The organism is Sphaerobacter sp., from assembly GCF_019683595.1.
Classification (GTDB): domain Bacteria; phylum Chloroflexota; class Chloroflexia; order Thermomicrobiales; family Thermomicrobiaceae; genus Sphaerobacter.
In genome coordinates this window covers 1-15,472 of the sequence record NZ_JADGHZ010000076.1, presented here as the reverse complement: position 1 = coordinate 15,472, position 15,472 = coordinate 1, and the positions used below count along the sequence as shown (strand labels likewise).

Annotated in this window: 18 protein-coding genes; 5 read left to right on the top strand and 13 right to left on the bottom strand. The window is 67.4% G+C overall.

Annotated elements, in window-relative coordinates; translation table 11 throughout:
• Positions 1-27: 27 nt before the first annotated feature.
• Complete coding sequence (locus tag IRZ30_RS09695) at positions 28-882, bottom strand: NAD(P)/FAD-dependent oxidoreductase (protein WP_294084789.1); 855 nt, start codon at positions 880-882, stop codon at positions 28-30.
• An 81-nt stretch (positions 883-963) separates the two neighbouring features.
• On the opposite strand from IRZ30_RS09695, the gene IRZ30_RS09690 reads away from it, so the two are divergent.
• Both IRZ30_RS09690 and IRZ30_RS09685 read left to right on the top strand, forming a co-directional pair.
• On the top strand, positions 964-1,950 hold the full coding sequence (locus IRZ30_RS09690; protein WP_294084788.1) for an ornithine cyclodeaminase: 987 nt from the start codon (positions 964-966) through the stop codon (positions 1,948-1,950).
• A complete protein-coding gene (locus IRZ30_RS09685; RefSeq protein WP_294084787.1) occupies positions 1,928-2,887 on the top strand; it encodes an EamA family transporter in 960 nt (319 codons plus the stop codon). Before IRZ30_RS09690 ends, IRZ30_RS09685 begins: the two co-directional genes overlap by 23 nt.
• Before the next feature lie 34 nt (positions 2,888-2,921).
• Here the strand turns inward: IRZ30_RS09685 and IRZ30_RS09680 are convergent, their stop codons facing one another.
• Both IRZ30_RS09680 and IRZ30_RS09675 read right to left on the bottom strand, forming a co-directional pair.
• The gene (locus IRZ30_RS09680) at positions 2,922-4,649 is read right to left on the bottom strand and encodes an NADH-ubiquinone oxidoreductase-F iron-sulfur binding region domain-containing protein (RefSeq protein ID WP_294084786.1); all 1,728 of its coding nucleotides are present in this window, start codon (positions 4,647-4,649) and stop codon (positions 2,922-2,924) included.
• Positions 4,636-5,178 (bottom strand): NAD(P)H-dependent oxidoreductase subunit E, encoded by a 543-nt coding sequence (locus IRZ30_RS09675; RefSeq protein WP_294084785.1) that lies wholly within the window; start codon positions 5,176-5,178, stop codon positions 4,636-4,638. The genes IRZ30_RS09680 and IRZ30_RS09675 overlap by 14 nt, the downstream gene beginning before the upstream one ends.
• Positions 5,179-5,350: 172 nt before the next feature.
• Between IRZ30_RS09675 and IRZ30_RS09670 the strand changes: the two genes are divergently transcribed.
• A complete protein-coding gene (locus tag IRZ30_RS09670) occupies positions 5,351-5,788 on the top strand; it encodes a DUF1992 domain-containing protein (RefSeq protein ID WP_294084784.1) in 438 nt (145 codons plus the stop codon).
• Here IRZ30_RS09670 and rsrA read toward each other — a convergent pair.
• From rsrA to lepB, 5 genes are all read right to left on the bottom strand, one after another.
• Positions 5,782-6,006: a mycothiol system anti-sigma-R factor gene (gene rsrA, locus IRZ30_RS09665; protein ID WP_294084783.1), complete on the bottom strand. Its 225-nt coding sequence runs from the start codon at positions 6,004-6,006 to the stop codon at positions 5,782-5,784. The genes IRZ30_RS09670 and rsrA overlap by 7 nt on opposite strands.
• Positions 5,990-6,604 carry a sigma-70 family RNA polymerase sigma factor gene (locus tag IRZ30_RS09660; protein WP_294084782.1) on the bottom strand — a complete coding sequence of 205 codons (615 nt, stop codon included), beginning with the start codon at positions 6,602-6,604 and terminating at the stop codon, positions 5,990-5,992. The genes rsrA and IRZ30_RS09660 overlap by 17 nt, the downstream gene beginning before the upstream one ends.
• 68 nt (positions 6,605-6,672) lie before the next feature.
• Entirely contained in the window at positions 6,673-7,059 is a 387-nt protein-coding gene (locus tag IRZ30_RS09655; RefSeq protein ID WP_294084781.1) for a hypothetical protein, read from the bottom strand.
• A 12-nt stretch (positions 7,060-7,071) separates the two neighbouring features.
• Positions 7,072-7,614 carry a bifunctional nuclease family protein gene (locus IRZ30_RS09650; protein WP_294084780.1) on the bottom strand — a complete coding sequence of 181 codons (543 nt, stop codon included), beginning with the start codon at positions 7,612-7,614 and terminating at the stop codon, positions 7,072-7,074.
• Positions 7,615-7,764: 150 nt separating this feature from the next.
• Entirely contained in the window at positions 7,765-8,409 is a 645-nt protein-coding gene (gene lepB, locus IRZ30_RS09645) for a signal peptidase I (RefSeq protein WP_294084779.1), read from the bottom strand.
• A gap of 286 nt (positions 8,410-8,695) precedes the next feature.
• On the opposite strand from lepB, the gene IRZ30_RS09640 reads away from it, so the two are divergent.
• Together IRZ30_RS09640 and IRZ30_RS09635 are read left to right on the top strand one after the other, a co-directional pair.
• Entirely contained in the window at positions 8,696-10,615 is a 1,920-nt protein-coding gene (locus tag IRZ30_RS09640) for a serine/threonine-protein kinase (RefSeq protein ID WP_294084778.1), read from the top strand.
• Positions 10,616-10,645: 30 nt separating this feature from the next.
• On the top strand, positions 10,646-10,912 hold the full coding sequence (locus tag IRZ30_RS09635; RefSeq protein ID WP_294084777.1) for a hypothetical protein: 267 nt from the start codon (positions 10,646-10,648) through the stop codon (positions 10,910-10,912).
• A gap of 167 nt (positions 10,913-11,079) precedes the next feature.
• On the opposite strand, the gene tatA is transcribed toward IRZ30_RS09635, so the two are convergent.
• From tatA to IRZ30_RS09610, 5 genes are all read right to left on the bottom strand, one after another.
• Positions 11,080-11,286, bottom strand: coding sequence for a twin-arginine translocase TatA/TatE family subunit (gene tatA, locus IRZ30_RS09630; protein ID WP_294084776.1), 207 nt, complete (start codon positions 11,284-11,286; stop codon positions 11,080-11,082).
• A 122-nt stretch (positions 11,287-11,408) separates the two neighbouring features.
• Entirely contained in the window at positions 11,409-13,106 is a 1,698-nt protein-coding gene (locus IRZ30_RS09625) for a peptide ABC transporter substrate-binding protein (protein WP_294084775.1), read from the bottom strand.
• A gap of 9 nt (positions 13,107-13,115) precedes the next feature.
• Positions 13,116-13,340, bottom strand: a complete 225-nt coding sequence (gene secG, locus IRZ30_RS09620; RefSeq protein WP_294084774.1) for a preprotein translocase subunit SecG — start codon at positions 13,338-13,340, stop codon at positions 13,116-13,118.
• A 65-nt stretch (positions 13,341-13,405) separates the two neighbouring features.
• Complete coding sequence (tpiA, locus tag IRZ30_RS09615; RefSeq protein ID WP_294084773.1) at positions 13,406-14,170, bottom strand: triose-phosphate isomerase; 765 nt, start codon at positions 14,168-14,170, stop codon at positions 13,406-13,408.
• 10 nt (positions 14,171-14,180) lie between these two features.
• Positions 14,181-15,365: a phosphoglycerate kinase gene (locus tag IRZ30_RS09610; RefSeq protein WP_294084772.1), complete on the bottom strand. Its 1,185-nt coding sequence runs from the start codon at positions 15,363-15,365 to the stop codon at positions 14,181-14,183.
• Between the last annotated feature and the right edge of the window lie 107 nt (positions 15,366-15,472).

Sequence of the window (15,472 nt, the reverse complement as noted above, 5' to 3'; positions counted from 1 at the left end):
CCAGCCAACTTTCACCCCCCCAGCACCTTACCGGTCCCGCCGGAGTCTTGGGCGCGCGCGGGGACGCAGCCGCTCCCCGGCAAGCGCCACCACCTGGCGCGGCGTCAGGTCGAGCAGCACCTGACGCGCCGCGGGTAGCGCATCAACGGATTCCACCGGATGGTTGGTCACGACGTCACCGCCGGCCGCCCGCAGGCACGCGACGAGGGCATCGGCCAGCGCCTGCGCACCACCGCGGACGAACGGCCAGCCGACGGCGTGAGCGTACATCCCGAGCACTAGACCGATCGCCGCGCTGACCGGCTGGTCCAGCGCAAGCATCGAGTGTGCGGCCAGCCCGGCGAACAGGGCACGGGCACGCTCCCCGCTGAAGACGGTCCGCGCCAACGTCCGGGCGGGGAGCAACCCCAGCACACCGAAGCGGGCGAGCGCGACCGGGTGCCGCGGCACGCGGAGCGGACCGAGCAGATCGTGAGCGAGCATCTCCGCCCGCGCCGAAAGGGCACCGAAGATCCGCTCCCAGGCGGCGCCGTCCGACCCGAGCCCCGCCGCTGTGGCCGCCACCGACCGCTCCAGCACCACCGCGGTGCCGTCGTCCAGCGGGTGCGCCAGCGGCGCATCTGGGTGCACCCAGGACAGTCCGTAGTCTTCAAGCGAGAGCTGGCGGAAGAATGGTGACGCAGCAGCCAGCGGGAACGCGGTCGCGCACACGTCGTGGCGAAATCCCGGCAGGGTCAGCTCTTCGGTGCGCAGGCCGCCGCCCCAGGTGGTCGCAGCCTCGTAGACCACCACCGAGCGGCCGGCTCGCGCCAGCGTGATGGCGGCGGCCAGCCCGTTCGGCCCGGAACCGACCACAACCGCATCGTGACCAGCGTCGCGCATCGTCACCACCTTTCGCGACCGCATGCTACACTGCTGCGGCCAGGTCCGCCATGACGACGCTAGTCTCGGGGAGGTGCTGGGATGTTGGTACTCACAGCCGCTGACGTGCAGGAACTGGTGCCGATGCGCACCGCGATCGACCTGATGAAGCAAGTCTTCGCGGAGCTCTCGGCGGGGCGTACGGAGTCACCGCTACGGATCCCGCTCGAAGTCTCGGAGCACGAGGGCGTGACCCTCTTCATGCCTGCCCACGTCCCGTCCGCAGAGGGACTCGGGGTCAAGATCGTCTCGGTCTTCCCGCGCAACCCCCAGCAAGGCAAGCCGACCATCCACGCCGTCGTGCTCCTGACCAGCACCGAGACCGGCGAGCCGCTCGCGCTCCTCGACGGCACCTTCATCACCGCGCTTCGCACCGGTGCCGTCTCGGGCGCGGCCACGGACCTGCTGGCTCGCCCCGACAGCCACGTTCTCACGGTGATCGGCGCCGGTGTCCAGGGGCTCACACAGGCCTGGGCCGTCGCGACGGTGCGGCCGATCGAGCGCGTCAACGTGTTCGACGTGAACGCCGACGCAGCCGCCTCGTTCGCCGATCGGCTACGCGCCTATGACCCGGCGCTGGCCGATAAGGTCGTGCCCGTCGACGACGTACACCGCGCCGTGGCTGAATCCGACGTGATCTGCACCGCGACCACCGCACGCCAGCCCGTTTTCGCCGACGCCGACGTCCGGCTCGGCACACACATCAACGCCATCGGTGCCTTCACCCCCGAGATGCAGGAGATCCCGCCTGATACCGTCGCGCGCAGCTACCTCGTGGTGGACGCGGTCGACGCGGCGATGGCCGAGGCGGGCGACCTGTTGAAGGCCATCGATGCGGGGCTGATCTCCCGCGACGCGGTGCGCGTCGAGCTCGGGCACGTGGTCGACGGTAGCGCGGAACGGCGCACCAGCCCGGAGCAGGTGACCTTCTTCAAGTCGGTGGGGAACGCGGTGCAGGACGTGATCGTCGCCCGCTACGCGGTCACCGCAGCCGAGCGGTCGGGACGTGGCCAGACGATCACCCTCTGACAGCATGGCCCGCCCGCGCGGGCTTGGACCGTCACTCGCCGTTATCGCTGCGGCGAGTCTCTGGAGCACGCTCGGGATCTCGTACGAGGTCCTGCTGCGCGACGGCGGCACCGACCGCATGACGATGGTGACGCTGCGCCTCGGCATCGCGGCGCTCGTGGTGCTCGCGTATGCGCTGCTGCGGCGGCGGGACGCATTGCGGGTGCCGCGTGCCGCCCGCGCCAGCATCCTCGGCACCGGCGTGATCAGCTTCGGCGTGTTCTACATCGTGCTCATCTACGCCTATCACTGGTCGAGCGTGCCTGTCGCCACGGTGCTCCTCTACACCGCACCAGCCTGGGTCGCCCTGGGCGAGCACGTCTTCCTCGGATACCGAGTGACCCGTACCGCGACGCTCGCCCTCGGCGCGACCCTGGTTGGCGCAGTCCTCGTCGCCGACATCCTGCGCGGCGCGGGCGACCTGACCCCGAAGGGCGTCGCCGCTGGGCTGCTCTCGGGCGTGACCTACGGCAGCATGAGCCTCTTCGGCAAGCGCGCCATGGAGTCGGTCCCGCCGCTCACGGTGATGGTGTTCGGCATGGGGATCGGCGCGCTCTGCCTCATCCCGGTCAAGCTGATCGTCTCCGGCACGACGCTCCCGGAGCCCTCGCTGCTCCTGAAGATCGCGCTCTGGCCCGCGCTCGCCGTGACCGTCGTGCCGGTCGCGCTCTACACGTGGGGGCTCAGCATGTTGCGCCCGAGCACGGCGTCGATCCTGGCGACGGTCGAGCCGGTGTTCGCGATCGTCCTGGCGTGGCTGGTCCTTGACCAGCGCTTGCACCCCTTCCAGATCGCAGGCGCGGCGCTGGTGCTCGGGGCGGCCGTCTACCTCTCGCTAAACCCGTCGGCCGGCGAGCACACGAAAACGCCCGTCGGCGCACAAACCGGCGGGCGCTGATGCTCGGAATCGCTGCGATATCGCTTCTCGTGCGCTAGTCCCCCGCGGCAGTTGCGGCTGGCGCAGCCGCATCCACCGGGCAGACCCCTGCGGGGCACCGGTGCTCGTCGATGTGCGCCGCGAAATCCTCGGGGAACGCGCGGATCATCCCCAGCGTTGGCATCGGCGCGACCTGCCCCAGACCACACAGCGAGAGATCGATGATGGGGCGGCTGGTTTCCTCGATGAGCGTCAGGTCCCCCGGCCGCGCGTGTCCAAGGCGGATACGCTCGATGATCTCCACCAGCGCGGGGTTGCCGAGCCGGCAGGGCACGCACTTGGCGCACGACTCGTAGCGGTTGAACTCCTGGAGGTAGCGCGCGAAGTCCACCGCGCAGACCGACTGGTCGAAGACGACGAACCCGCCCGAGCCGAGCATGCCGCCCAAGGGCGTCAGCGAATCGAAGTCCACCGGGACGTCGAGCTGCTCCTCACGCAGCGGGCCGGCGGAGACACCGCCCGTCTGGACGCCCTTGAAAACGTGCCCCTCCCGCATGCCGCCGAAGAGGCCGAAGATCAACTCACGCATCGGCATGCCCATCTCGATTTCGACCACGCCGATGCGCTGCACCGGTCCCTGCATCGTGATGAGCTTGGTGCCGGTGCTCTTCTCCGTGCCCATCGCGGCGTACCACGCGCCGCCGTTCCGGATGATGCCCGGGATGTTGGCGAACGTTTCGGTATTATTCAGCACCGTCGGGCGCTTCCACACGCCCTCTTCGACGGAGCGCGGCGGCTTGGTCCGCGGCTGACCCCGCTGGCCCATGACCGAGTACATCAGCGCCGAACCCTCGCCGCAGATGTACGCGCCGCCACCGGTGCGCACCCGGATGTGGCAGCTCACGCCACTCCCGAGCACGTTGTCGCCGAGCAGGCCCAGCTCATAGGCCTGATCCACCGCCTTGCGGAAGCGCTCGATCGCCAGCTTGTGCTCACCCCCCACGTAGTTGTACCCGTGAGGAGTCTCGAGCGCGTAGCACCCGATCATGATCCCTTCGAGGACCAGATGCGGGTTGCTCTCGAGCATCCGGCGATCCTTGAAGACGTTCGGCTCGCCCTCGTGGCTGTTAGCGATGACGTACTTGGGCCACGCCTGAGTGCGCCGGCCGCTTTCCCACTTGATCCCGGCCGGGAAGCCCGCGCCGCCGCGGCCGCGCACGTTGGAGATCTTGACCTCGTTGACGACCTCCTCGGGCGTCATGTCGAAGATCGCCTTGATCCACGCCTGGTAGCCGCCACGGGCGATGTAGTCTTCGATCGACTCGGGGTCGATGATCCCCCAATCGGCCATCAGGACCCGGCGCTGGCCGGCGAGGAAGGGGTGCTCGTTCAGCGGTGGGACACCTTCGAACGGCTGATCCGCGCGGACGCCGAGCGCCCAATCGGCCTTGACGTCCCCCCGCTTCATGGCATCGACCAGCTCCGGCACCTTGTCGGTCGTGATTTTCTGGTAGATGACCGGCGGCGCACCGGGCGCCTGCACTTCAACGTAGGGCTCGGCCCAGCACCAGCCGGCGCAACCGACCTGCCGCACCTCGGCCTGAATGCCCGCCTGCTCCAGCGCAAGCCGCAGGTGGTCCAGCGTTTGCCTCGCGCCCTTCGCGATACTGCACTCGCTAATGCCCACGCTCACGACCCAGCGGTCGCCTGCGGTGCGCTCCGCCCAGCGCCGCTGGGCCTCCGCGACGTACTGCTCGAACGCGGCCCGGTCAGTCAGTTTCATTACGCTCCTCCAGGGGTTCGCCGCGCTTCAAGGCTTCCAGGGTTTCGCGCAGGCGATCCGGCGTCAGGCGCCCGCAGTAGGTGTGGTGGTCGACCTGGATGACCGGGGCGAGATCGCAAACACCGAGGCAGCCGTTGACCACCTGCAGCGTCAACTCGCCGTCGCGCGTCACCTCACCGTTGGTGATGCCGTATTCGTCCCGCAGCGTGTCGATCAGGCGCTGGGAGCCCATCACATAGCAGGCCGTCCCGTGGCACAGGAGCAGGAAATGCTTCCCCGGCGGCTCAGTTCGGAAGTCGGCGTAGAACGTGAGAAGGGCGTACACCCGGTTGACACTGACGCCCAGGTGGTCGGCAATGGCTTGCGCCGCCGGCTGGGGCACCCAGCCATACAGGTTCTGGGCCTCCTGGCAGGCCCCGAGGATCAACTCCTCGGCATCCTGATGCGTGTCGTAGCGGAAGTCGCGCTCGAGAATCCGCTTCAGCGGTTCGAGGTCCAGCTCGCCGTCCGTGTGTGTTGCGTGGGCCAACTCGCCGTCCTCTCAAGCCTCCGTCCACGTGGGCGGAGAGCGCACAATCCCTCCGGCGAGTATAACAACGGCTTCGGGGCCGTACAACGCTTGCCGACCGGGCAACTCTCCCTGATGGCTGCTAGACTTGAGCCGATCTGACCGAGCGCACTGGACAGGGACACAGCACGCCATGTGGTGGTGGGATCAGCTCATTGAAAATCGCGTCGAGGAAGCCAACGAGAAGGGGCTTTTCAAGAACCTGCGTGGGCAGGGCAAGCCGCTCAAGCTCGACCCCGGCTCCGGGCCGGAGTGGCTGGCCAACCATCTGCTCCGCGAGAACGACCTGCTCCCCGACTGGCTCCAACTGCGCAAGGAGATCCATGCGGAGCGGCCGCGGGTACTCGCCGCGCTACGGGAGTACGACGAGCAGGCGGCGACCCTGGATCCACGCCGGCCGGGGGACCGCGCGATCCTCGACCGGCTGGAGCAGCGTTACGTCCAGGCCGCTCGGGAGATCAACCGCAAGATCGACGAGCACAACGTGCGTTGCCCCTCGATCCACCATGAACTCGTCCGCTTCCCGGAGGACGCGCTGGCCCGTCGCCGGCGGCGGGCCAGCGCTCACTGATCGCACATCCGCCGGACTTTCTCGACCAGCGACGGCGGCGCGCTGAGTTGCCGGCAGCACGTACCGACCCGCCGGAGCACGTTCTGTTCGAACGTGAACCGATCGCGGCACGGCGGGCAGGCGTCGAGGTGGGCGCGAACCTCCGCCAGCTCCGCCTCGCTCAACTCGCGGTCGAGGAACTGATACAACCGTTCCATTACCTCATCGCAGTCGAGCATCGCACGCATCTCCATCGGAACCGACGGAACACGGAGCCGCGGTGTACGCCTGCAAGATCGCGCTCTGCAGGCGTCGTCGAGCTCGATGCAGGCGGGACATCACCGTGCCGACCGGCGTACTCATGATGTCGGCGATCTCCCGGTACGAAAAGCCTTCCACATCGGCCAGGAGCACGACCTGGCGGAACTCGTCGGGGAGGGAATCCAGCGCGGCGATCACCGCCTCGTCGGGAATGTTCGCCAGGACTTCGTCTTCCGGGCGCGAGCTGGCCGGCTGGATGCCGGAGTCGATTAGGTGCGAGTACAGGTAGTAGTCCTCTACGTTGTCCAGCGATGTGCTCCTCGGCCGCCGCGAACGCTTTCGGTAGTCGTTGATGAACGCGTTCGTCAGGATCTTGAACAACCAGGCACGCAGGTTCGTTCCCGGCCGGAACTGGTGGAGCGACCGAAACGCCCGCAGGTACGTCTCCTGGACGAGGTCCTCCGCGTCCATGGCATTCCCGGTCATACGGTATGCGGTGCGGTACAGCGCATCGATATGGCTGAGCGCCTCTTCCTGGAGCTCAGATCGGGAGGTGGCAGACTGGTCTTGATTCACGGAATCGGCCCATCACCTTCTGTGATCGCTCCCTGTCCGTGGAGCGCCGTTGGGGTGGGCGGGGACGACTAACGCCGGCGTCGCGCGAAGAGAGCGTGAAAATCGCCGTCGAAGGTCTCAAGGAACTCGTGCATGTCGAGCACGTCGTCGACGGTCACCGGCTCGGGCTCGTCCTCGATCGTTTCCTCGATCTCGGCCTCGACCGCGAGGTCGTTCGCGTCGAGCCAGTCGATCCCATCGGTTTCCGCGATGTCGAACCCCGCCTCGCCAACCACGGCCGCGACGTACACCTCCGCGTGACACGCCGTGCAGTGCACGCGCAGCACCCACAGGCCATCACGACGCCCCACGACCTGGAAGTCGTCGAGCGAGTGGGGATAGTGGCACTGCGAGCATTCTTCTAACACCGACAGGACGATCCGTCGGACCTCAATGTGGTCTGGCTCTCTACTCACGGGTACCGACTCTCAGTGGTCTCGTCGCCGGTCGAAGTCGTCGAGATCCAACGAGTTAATGAACTCACGGAAAACCGACAGGTCGGCTTCCGACACCGTGGACTCGCTGGACCGCTCCTGCGGCGGCACCTCTGGCTCGTCGGCCTCGCCTTCCGCTTCCAGTTTGACCCCCGCCCGGTCCATCACGGCCTCGTCGACCAGGATCGGCACCTTGGTGCGCACCGCCAACGCGATGGCGTCGCTCGGCCGGCTGTCGATCTCGAGCATTCGGCCGTTCTGCTCGATCATGATCCGGGCGTAGAAGACATCCTGCGACAGATCGGTCACCTGGATCTCACGCACGACGCCGCCCATATCGGTGACAATCCGCTTGAGCAGGTCGTACGGGAGGGGACGCGCGGCAGGCACCCCCTGCAACTCCATGGCGATCGCCTCGGCCTCGAACGGGCCAATCCAGATCGGCAGGTGCCGCTCGCCTGCCACTTCCTTGAGGATCACCACCCGGTGCTGCGTCACCAGGCTGACGCGGATGCTCTCAACCACCGTCTCAATCATGGTGCCGTACCTTCCTCGCGCGCGCGGCCACGCACCTGGACCGTCCCCAAGAATGCATCGACACGCGACCATGATCGCGAGAGACGTGCTTCGTCGATTCTACTATCGCCGCCCTGAGAACGCTACCGCCGCTCGGCGATCAGTAGGCCGTCAATGGAACGCATAGGCCGGCTGGGGAAGCACCTGCATCTGGCCAGGGGGCCAGTACGCGATCCACGCCTTACCGATGATTTGATCCATCGACACCTGGCCGAAGACGCGCGAGTCGCTGCTGTTGTTGCGGTTGTCACCCAGCACGATGACGTGGCCCGGCTGCACCACCATCGGCTCCTCGAGCAGACCGCCCCAGAGTGTCGGGCCCTTGAGGTAGGGCTCTTCGAGGCGCTTGCCGTTGATGTACACCGCGCCGTCTCGAATGACCACCTCGTCACCCGGCAGGCCGATGATCCGCTTGATGAACGGTTCGGATCCACCCACCGGCGGGTGAAAGACGACCACGTCACCCCGCTGCGGCGGGCGGAACAGGTACCACTCACGGGTTCCCTTCACGTCGACCCCCGGAATCCAGGCGGCCAGCGCGTTGAGGTCGATGTGGAAGTACTCCCGCCGGTTGACGATGAGCATCTCGCGGTCGTGGAGGTTCGGCTCCATGCTGCTGCCGTCCACGCGGTAGTTCAAGACGACACTGCGCACGGCCACGAAGATGAGCAGGGCCAGCAGGAGCGTTTCGACCAGCTCCCAGACGAGCGACTTGCGCGTCGCACCGCTCCGCTCCTGAGGCGGAACCGCATCCACCTCCTCGTCAACGTTAACGGCATCGGGATGCCCGGAGGCGGAACGGGACGAAACAGGTTTCAGCACTGGTCCTCCGACGTTCGGTCGCCCGCGAGGATGCGACTCGGTCCCTCGGCTCGATTATACATCGCCCGTCCGCCGCCCCCAGCCCGGAAATAGGACCGCAGTACGGGCCGTGCCCCGCTCGGCCTTGCGATAATGAGGGTACGCAATCGCCCCGTCCCCGCGGTCACGACGACGCTGCGGGATCCGACCATGGGCAGAAGTCGCCGAAAGGGTCGCGGTCGTGGCCGAGATTGCTCGCTCGCAGCGCTACCGAGACGCCCTCCCAGCCGGGACCATCCTCGAAGGCCGGTACGAGATCCTCCGGGTCTGCGGCCAGGGCGGGATGAGCACGGTCTACGTCGCTCGTGATCTCCGCTTCAGCCAGGTCGAGCGGCTCTGTGCCGTCAAAGAGATGTTCACCCGCGCGCCGGACGACCGGACCCGCATGCTCCAGCTTGCCAACTTCGAGCGCGAGGCGGCGCTCCTGGCGACGCTCAGCCACCCTGCCATCCCCAAGATCTACGACTACTTCACCGTCGGCGGGCTCATCTATCTGGTGCTGGAGTTCATCGAGGGGACCGACCTCGAGCGCATGATCGCGAGCAAGCAGGAGCCGGTTCCCGAAGACACGCTGCTCGACTGGACGCTCCAGATTCTCGACGTCCTCGCCTATCTCCACGAGCAGCAGCCGGAGCCGATCGTCTTCCGCGACTTGAAACCGTCCAACATCATGCTCCGGAACGACGGGGCCATCACCTTGATCGACTTCGGCATCGCCCGGACGTTCCAGCCACTGCAGCGAGGAACGATGATCGGCACCGAGGGCTACGCCCCACCGGAGCAGTACCGGGGTATCGCCGAGCCGCGCGGCGACATCTACGCCCTGGGCGCAACGCTCCACCACCTGGCGACCGCCTCCGACCCGCGGTCCGAGCCTCCCTTCACGTTCGCCCAGCGGCCGCCGCGGGAACTCAACCCCGAGCTCAGCCCTGAGTTCGAGGAGGTAATCCTCCGCGCCGTCGCCTACACCCCCGCGGATCGATTCCCATCGGCCGCGGCCATGGCGCAGGCGGTCATCGAAATCCGCGACCGACGCGCCCGCGTGTCGGAGTCCGGCACGCCCCCGACCATCACCTCCACGGTGGCCCCCACGAGGCAGGAGACGGAGACGCCGCGCGCCGACACCGCGCCGACAGCGGTGGCGGAGCGGATCGTCTGGACGGTGCAGACAGGCGACGAGGTTCGCGGCACTGCGGCCGTGGCGGGCACCACCGCGTACATTGGCTCGTACGACCAGCACCTGTACGCCCTCAATCCCCAGGACGGCGGGATTCTCTGGCGCTTCCGCGCCAACCGGGGTATCGTCGCCCGCCCGCTCGTCCAGGGTGACCTGGTGATCGTGGGGACGGAGGACCACACCGTCTACGCCTTGCGCGCCGTTTCCGGACGGCTCATCTGGTCCTTCCGTACCGCCATGCCGGTGCGGTCGTCGGCCGCAGCCTACGGGGATGCGATCGTCGTCGGCTCGGACGACGGCTATTGCTACTGCCTGGACCTGGAGCAGGGCCACCTCCTCTGGCGGCAGCGCACCTGGGGGCCGGTGCGCTCCTCCCCGCTCGTGGTCGACGACCGGGTGATCGTCGGTTCCGACGACGGCTCGCTCTACTGCTATTCGGCCACCGACGGCCATCTGCGCTGGCGAACTCAGTTGGGCCGGCCGGTGCTCTCGTCACCGGCCGCAAGCGGCAACATCGTGGTGGTCGGCGGTACGGACGGCGTGATCTACGGGGTCGACTTCGACAGCGGGACGCGGCGCTGGGCCTTTCAGACATCGCGGCCGATCATCGCCTCCCCGCGCATCGCGGGCGACCTCGTCGTAATCGGGTCGACGGATGGGGCACTCTACGCCCTGGAGCGTAAAGACGGTACCCTGCTCTGGTCGCAGCAAATCGCCAACCAGATTACGTCGAGCGTTGCCATCGACGGCGCGCGGGGTTACGTCGGCACCGTGGATGGCTACGTCGTCTGCGTGCAGCTCGACGACGGGCAGACGCTTTGGACGCAGCGTCTAGGCGGTCCGATCGCCTCGACCCCCGCCGTCACGCGCGGAATGGTCATCATCGGCTGCCTGGACGGCCGCATTTATGGCCTACGGGCCTGAGGAGCCACCAGGAAGAATAGCGAGGTCAGGATGTCGATCAGGGTTGTCGTCCACCTACACAACGAAGAGCCCTTCGTCGCCGAGATGGAGGAGATGCCGGACCCGAAGGACAACTTCATCGTGCTGCGCAACCCGCGCAGTCGCGACGGCCGCTCCCTGACCTTCGTCAGCGACGGCGCCACCGCGTTCGTCTACCCCTGGACGCGGATCACGTTTATCGAGATCATCGACGGCGCTGGCACTCAGGAGAGCATCGTTGGGTTCTTCCGCGAGGACTCCCGCTCGAACCGCCCCTGATCCGGGCGAACGGTGATCCTCAGGATGGGTGGCATCTCGTGCAGGCACGAGATCGCCACCGAGCGGCAGCCATTGTCTGGTCGCAATCCCTCCTGCGCGGTCCCAAAAGCACAATCCCGGGTCGGAGCCCGGGACTGCCATTGCATTCCTGTGTGGTGACGCCGATCCTAGGAGAGATCCTTCGGAGCCGGCTCGCGCGCCGCGGTCTCCGTCGTCGTCTCCTCGTGCTCTTCGGATTCGTCCCGGGTTGCCTGGCGGAATTCCTTGATCCCACGACCGAGCGCCCCACCGATCTCCGGCAGCTTACCCGCTCCGAAGATGATGATGACGATCAGCAAGATCAGCAGCAGTTCTTGCCAGCCTAGTGACGGCATGTTGAGGTCCCTCCATTCGCGCTCCCGGCCTCGCTCTCCGGCGCCGGGATTATACCGCAGGCCGCTATGCACAAACCAATCGGATCTTGGCAATTCGCTGCCTGGTTCCGGTCTCCCCCCTCTCACGGCGTTGCGGTTGCCGCTCCACCTGTCTGCACAAACCATCGGACCAAGCCGTCGAGACGGTCGCTCGGTCGAATGATGGGCACGGGCTCCACCCCATGGACGTCCGCCTGGACCGCGAAATAGTAGCGCGGGTAGTACAGCGGGATCGCGGGCACCTGCTCGGCGAAGATCGCCTGGAAACGTTCGTAGAACTCCCGGCGCTTGTCTTGCTCCGTCGTCTGCCGAGCCTCAGTCAGCAGCGTATCCACCTCTTGGTTGCGCCATCCGGTGAAGTTGAGCCCCTCGTCGGCGAACGCCGAATGCCAGAGCTGGTAGCAATCCGGGTCACCGGTCGCACTGTGCCAGCCGAAGAGTGCCGCGGAAAACTGCCGGCTCGCCAGCGCGCTGGACACCTCTGGCGCCGGCATGGCCTGCACCAACGCCTGCACGCCGATCTGCCGCAGTTCATCCACGATCTCCTGGGCGACTGCAACCCGTTCCGGGTCGTCGTTGTTCACAAGCAGCGTGAAACTCAGGCGCGACGCGCCACGTTCACGGACCCCATCGCCGTCCGCATCGGTCCACCCGGCGGCCTCCAGGAGATCCTTCGCCGCCTGCGGATCGTGCACCAGCCCGGGCGGGTTGTACGCCCAGGACGTCACGGGGATCGGGCCGGACCCGATCTCCGCGCGCCCGTCCAGCGGTCCCTTCACGATCCGCTCTCGGTCCAGGGCCAGGTCGATGGCGCGGCGGACGTCTGCGCTGGCAAACAATGGGTCCCGCATGTTGAAGAAGAGCGCCGTGTACCCGGGCATCGGCGAGGCGTAGACGACCGCGCCCTTGGGAAGCGCGCCCCGCAGCAGAAGTTGTTCGGCAGGCACGGCTCCGGTCCCCTGCACCGACCCGTCGCGCAGCGCCTCTAGGAGGTGCTCCACGTCCTCGTAGTACCGGAACACGACCTGATCGAGGTAGGGCCGCCCGCTGGGGAAGTTCTCGTTCGCCCGGAGCGTGATCTCCACCACCTGCCCGTCATCCAGCCGGGAGTCGAACCGGAACGGGCCACTCCCCACCGGCTGTGACGCGAACGGATCTTCAGCGAGATCCCGCGCGAGCACCCCGCCTAGGAGGTGCTTGGGGACGATCGGCAACGCGGCATACGTCGGGAACGCCGCGAACGGCTCCAGGAGCTCAAAGACGACCGTGTCGTCCGACGGAACCGAGACCACCACCCCGCGCCAGAAGCGAGCGAGCGCTTCATCGCCCGGAAATTCCGGATCCTGGACCAGGCCCACGGTGAACCGGACGTCCTGTGCCGTTACCGGCTCCCCGTCGTGCCAACGGGCGTCGTTCCGGAGCGTGAACGTGTAGGTGCGACCGTCGTCGGAGACGCTCCAGGATGCAGCCAGGTCCGGCTGAGCGGTGCCCGAGCCATCGACGCGCGTGAGGCCGCGGAACAGCAGCCGCGCGAGATCCTGCTCGGACTGGGTTCGAGCCAGCAACGGGTTGAGGGTCGACGGAGCGCCGATAGCCCCTTCGACGTAGGTACCGCCGAACGCCGGCGTCACCGGCGCTTCGACCGTCGCGGGCTCGCCTCTATCCCCATAGCGGATGAACAGGCCGACGCCGGCCGCCACGACGACGACCACCAGACCCACGACCAGCGCCGCAGGCCCGAGTCGCCGGCGGTGGGAGGATCGAGGGATCTGACCGCGCACGCCCGGGTGCTACGAGAAGTAGTAGCTGGACACGATCGCCAGAACCACCCAGACGGCGGCAACCACGATGGTGAACTGGAAGAGTGTCCGCTCCAGGCCGCGCCGCGTCCGGTAGATCGACGACGCATCGCCGCCGAAGGCGCCGCTGAAGGCGGACCCCTTCGACTGAAGGAGAACGACCAGCATCAGGACGATCGAGACGAGGATCGTTGCGAGATACAGTGCTATTTCCATGCGCGAGCCTCCACGTGTGTCCCCACCCGCCGGACGGCAACTATAGCACCGGGCAATACCTACTATCAAAGCCGGATTGCAGCGGCTCGCTCCACGATCTGCGTAAACTGGTCCGCCTTCAAGCTCGCGCCGCCCACGAGGGCGCCGTCGATCTCCGGCAACGAGAGGAACCCGGCTGCGTTCTCAGCATTGACACTTCCGCCGTACTGAACCCGAATCTGGTTCGCTGACTCCGCGCCAACGTAGCGCGCTAGCACCTCACGGATCCAGTTCGCCATTTCGCGCGCGTCCTCGGGTGTTGCCGCCCGGCCGGTGCCGATGGCCCACACCGGCTCGTACGCGATGACGGTACGAAGCACGTCGTCCGCCTCGACCCTGTCGAAGGCGCTCTGGAGTTGCCGCTCCACGACCGCCCGCGCTTCGCCGCGTTCCCGCTCTTCGAGCAGCTCTCCGACGCACAGAATCGGTCGGGCACCGTTTCGGAGCACCGCGCGGAGCTTCGCCGCGACGACCTCGTCGGTTTCCCCGATGATGTGCCGCCGCTCGCTGTGTCCCACGATGATGTACCGGCAGAGCGGGGCCAGCATGCGCGCAGACACCTCGCCCGTGAAGGCGCCCTGGTCCTCCACGGCGCAGTCCTGCGCACCGAGGACGAGATCGCTCCCATCGAGGATCTCCGCCAGCGGGACGATCCAGGGAAACGGAGGAATGAGCACACGCTCGACCGTCGAGTATGGGGACAGCGTCGACCGCAGCTCCCCGGCGAGCGCCCGCGCCTCCTCGAGGGAGGTGTTCATCTTCCAGTTGCCGGCAACGATCGGCTTCCGCATGCGCGCCTCGTCAATCCTTCTTCCGTAGTACGGCCACGCCCGGCAGGTCTTTCCCTTCCAGGAATTCGAGCGACGCCCCACCGCCCGTCGAGATGTGCGAGATGCGGTCCGCCAGGTCCATCTGCTCGACCGCTGCGACGGAATCGCCACCGCCGATCAGCGTGAAGCCATCACAGGATGCGACGGCCTCGGCCACCCCGCGCGTCCCAGACGCAAAGGCCGGTACTTCGAAGACACCCATCGGCCCGTTCCACACGACCGTCCGAGCCGACCGCAGCGCCTCCGCGAACCGTGCCACCGTCTGGGGTCCGATGTCGTAGATCGCATCGTCGTCCCCAACCTGTTCGACTGGGACGACCCGCGTGGGCGCGTCGTTTTCCAGCCGGGGCGCGACCACCACGTCCACCGGCAGGAGCACGGTGACCCCACGTTCGCGGGCGCGATCCAGCGTCGCCCGGGCAACGTCGAGCTTGTCGTCCTCGACCAGCGACCGGCCGACGGGCAAACCCTCCGCCTTGAGGAAGGTGTTTGCCATTCCGCCGCCGAGCAGCAGCAGATCAACGCGGTCGAGCAGGTGCTCGATGACCCCCACCTTGTCCGACACCTTGGCCCCACCGAGGATCAGCGCCGCCGGGTGCTCGGGCGACTCCAGCACCTTGGTCAGAGCCGCGATCTCGCGCTGCATCAGCAAGCCCGCCGCTGACGGCAGCAGGTCCGCCACGGCCGTCGTCGACGCGTGAGCGCGGTGCGCTGCGCCGAAGGCATCGTTCACGTAACAGTCGGCCAGGCTTGCCAACTGCCGGGCGAAGTCGGCGTCGTTCGCCTCCTCACCCGGCTCGAAGCGCACATTCTCGAGCAGCCCGACCTCGCCCGGCTGCAGCGAGGCGGCCATCGCCTGCGCCTCCGGCCCCACGACGTCGCGCGCGTACTTCACCGGCTGGCCCAGCAGCTCACCGAGCCGGGCCGCGACCGGCGCGAGCCGCAACTCGTCGCGGACCTTCCCCTTCGGCCGGCCAAGATGCGAGACGAGGATGATCGCCGCCCCGCGCTCCCGCAGCGCCTGGATCGTCGGGAGCGTCGCACGGATACGGGTGTCGTCGGTGATACGTCCGTCGTCGAGCGGCACGTTGTAGTCGACGCGGACGAGGACACGCTTGCCCGCCACGTCGAGGTCGTCGAGCGTGCGAATCGCCATCGCCACTGGCTCCTTTTCTGGACGTGCATTTGGGTGGGCGGGGGGGCGGTGGGGGCGCGGGGGGGTTTAAAAAAAACCCCGCCCCCCAGCCAACCCCGGCGCGGGGT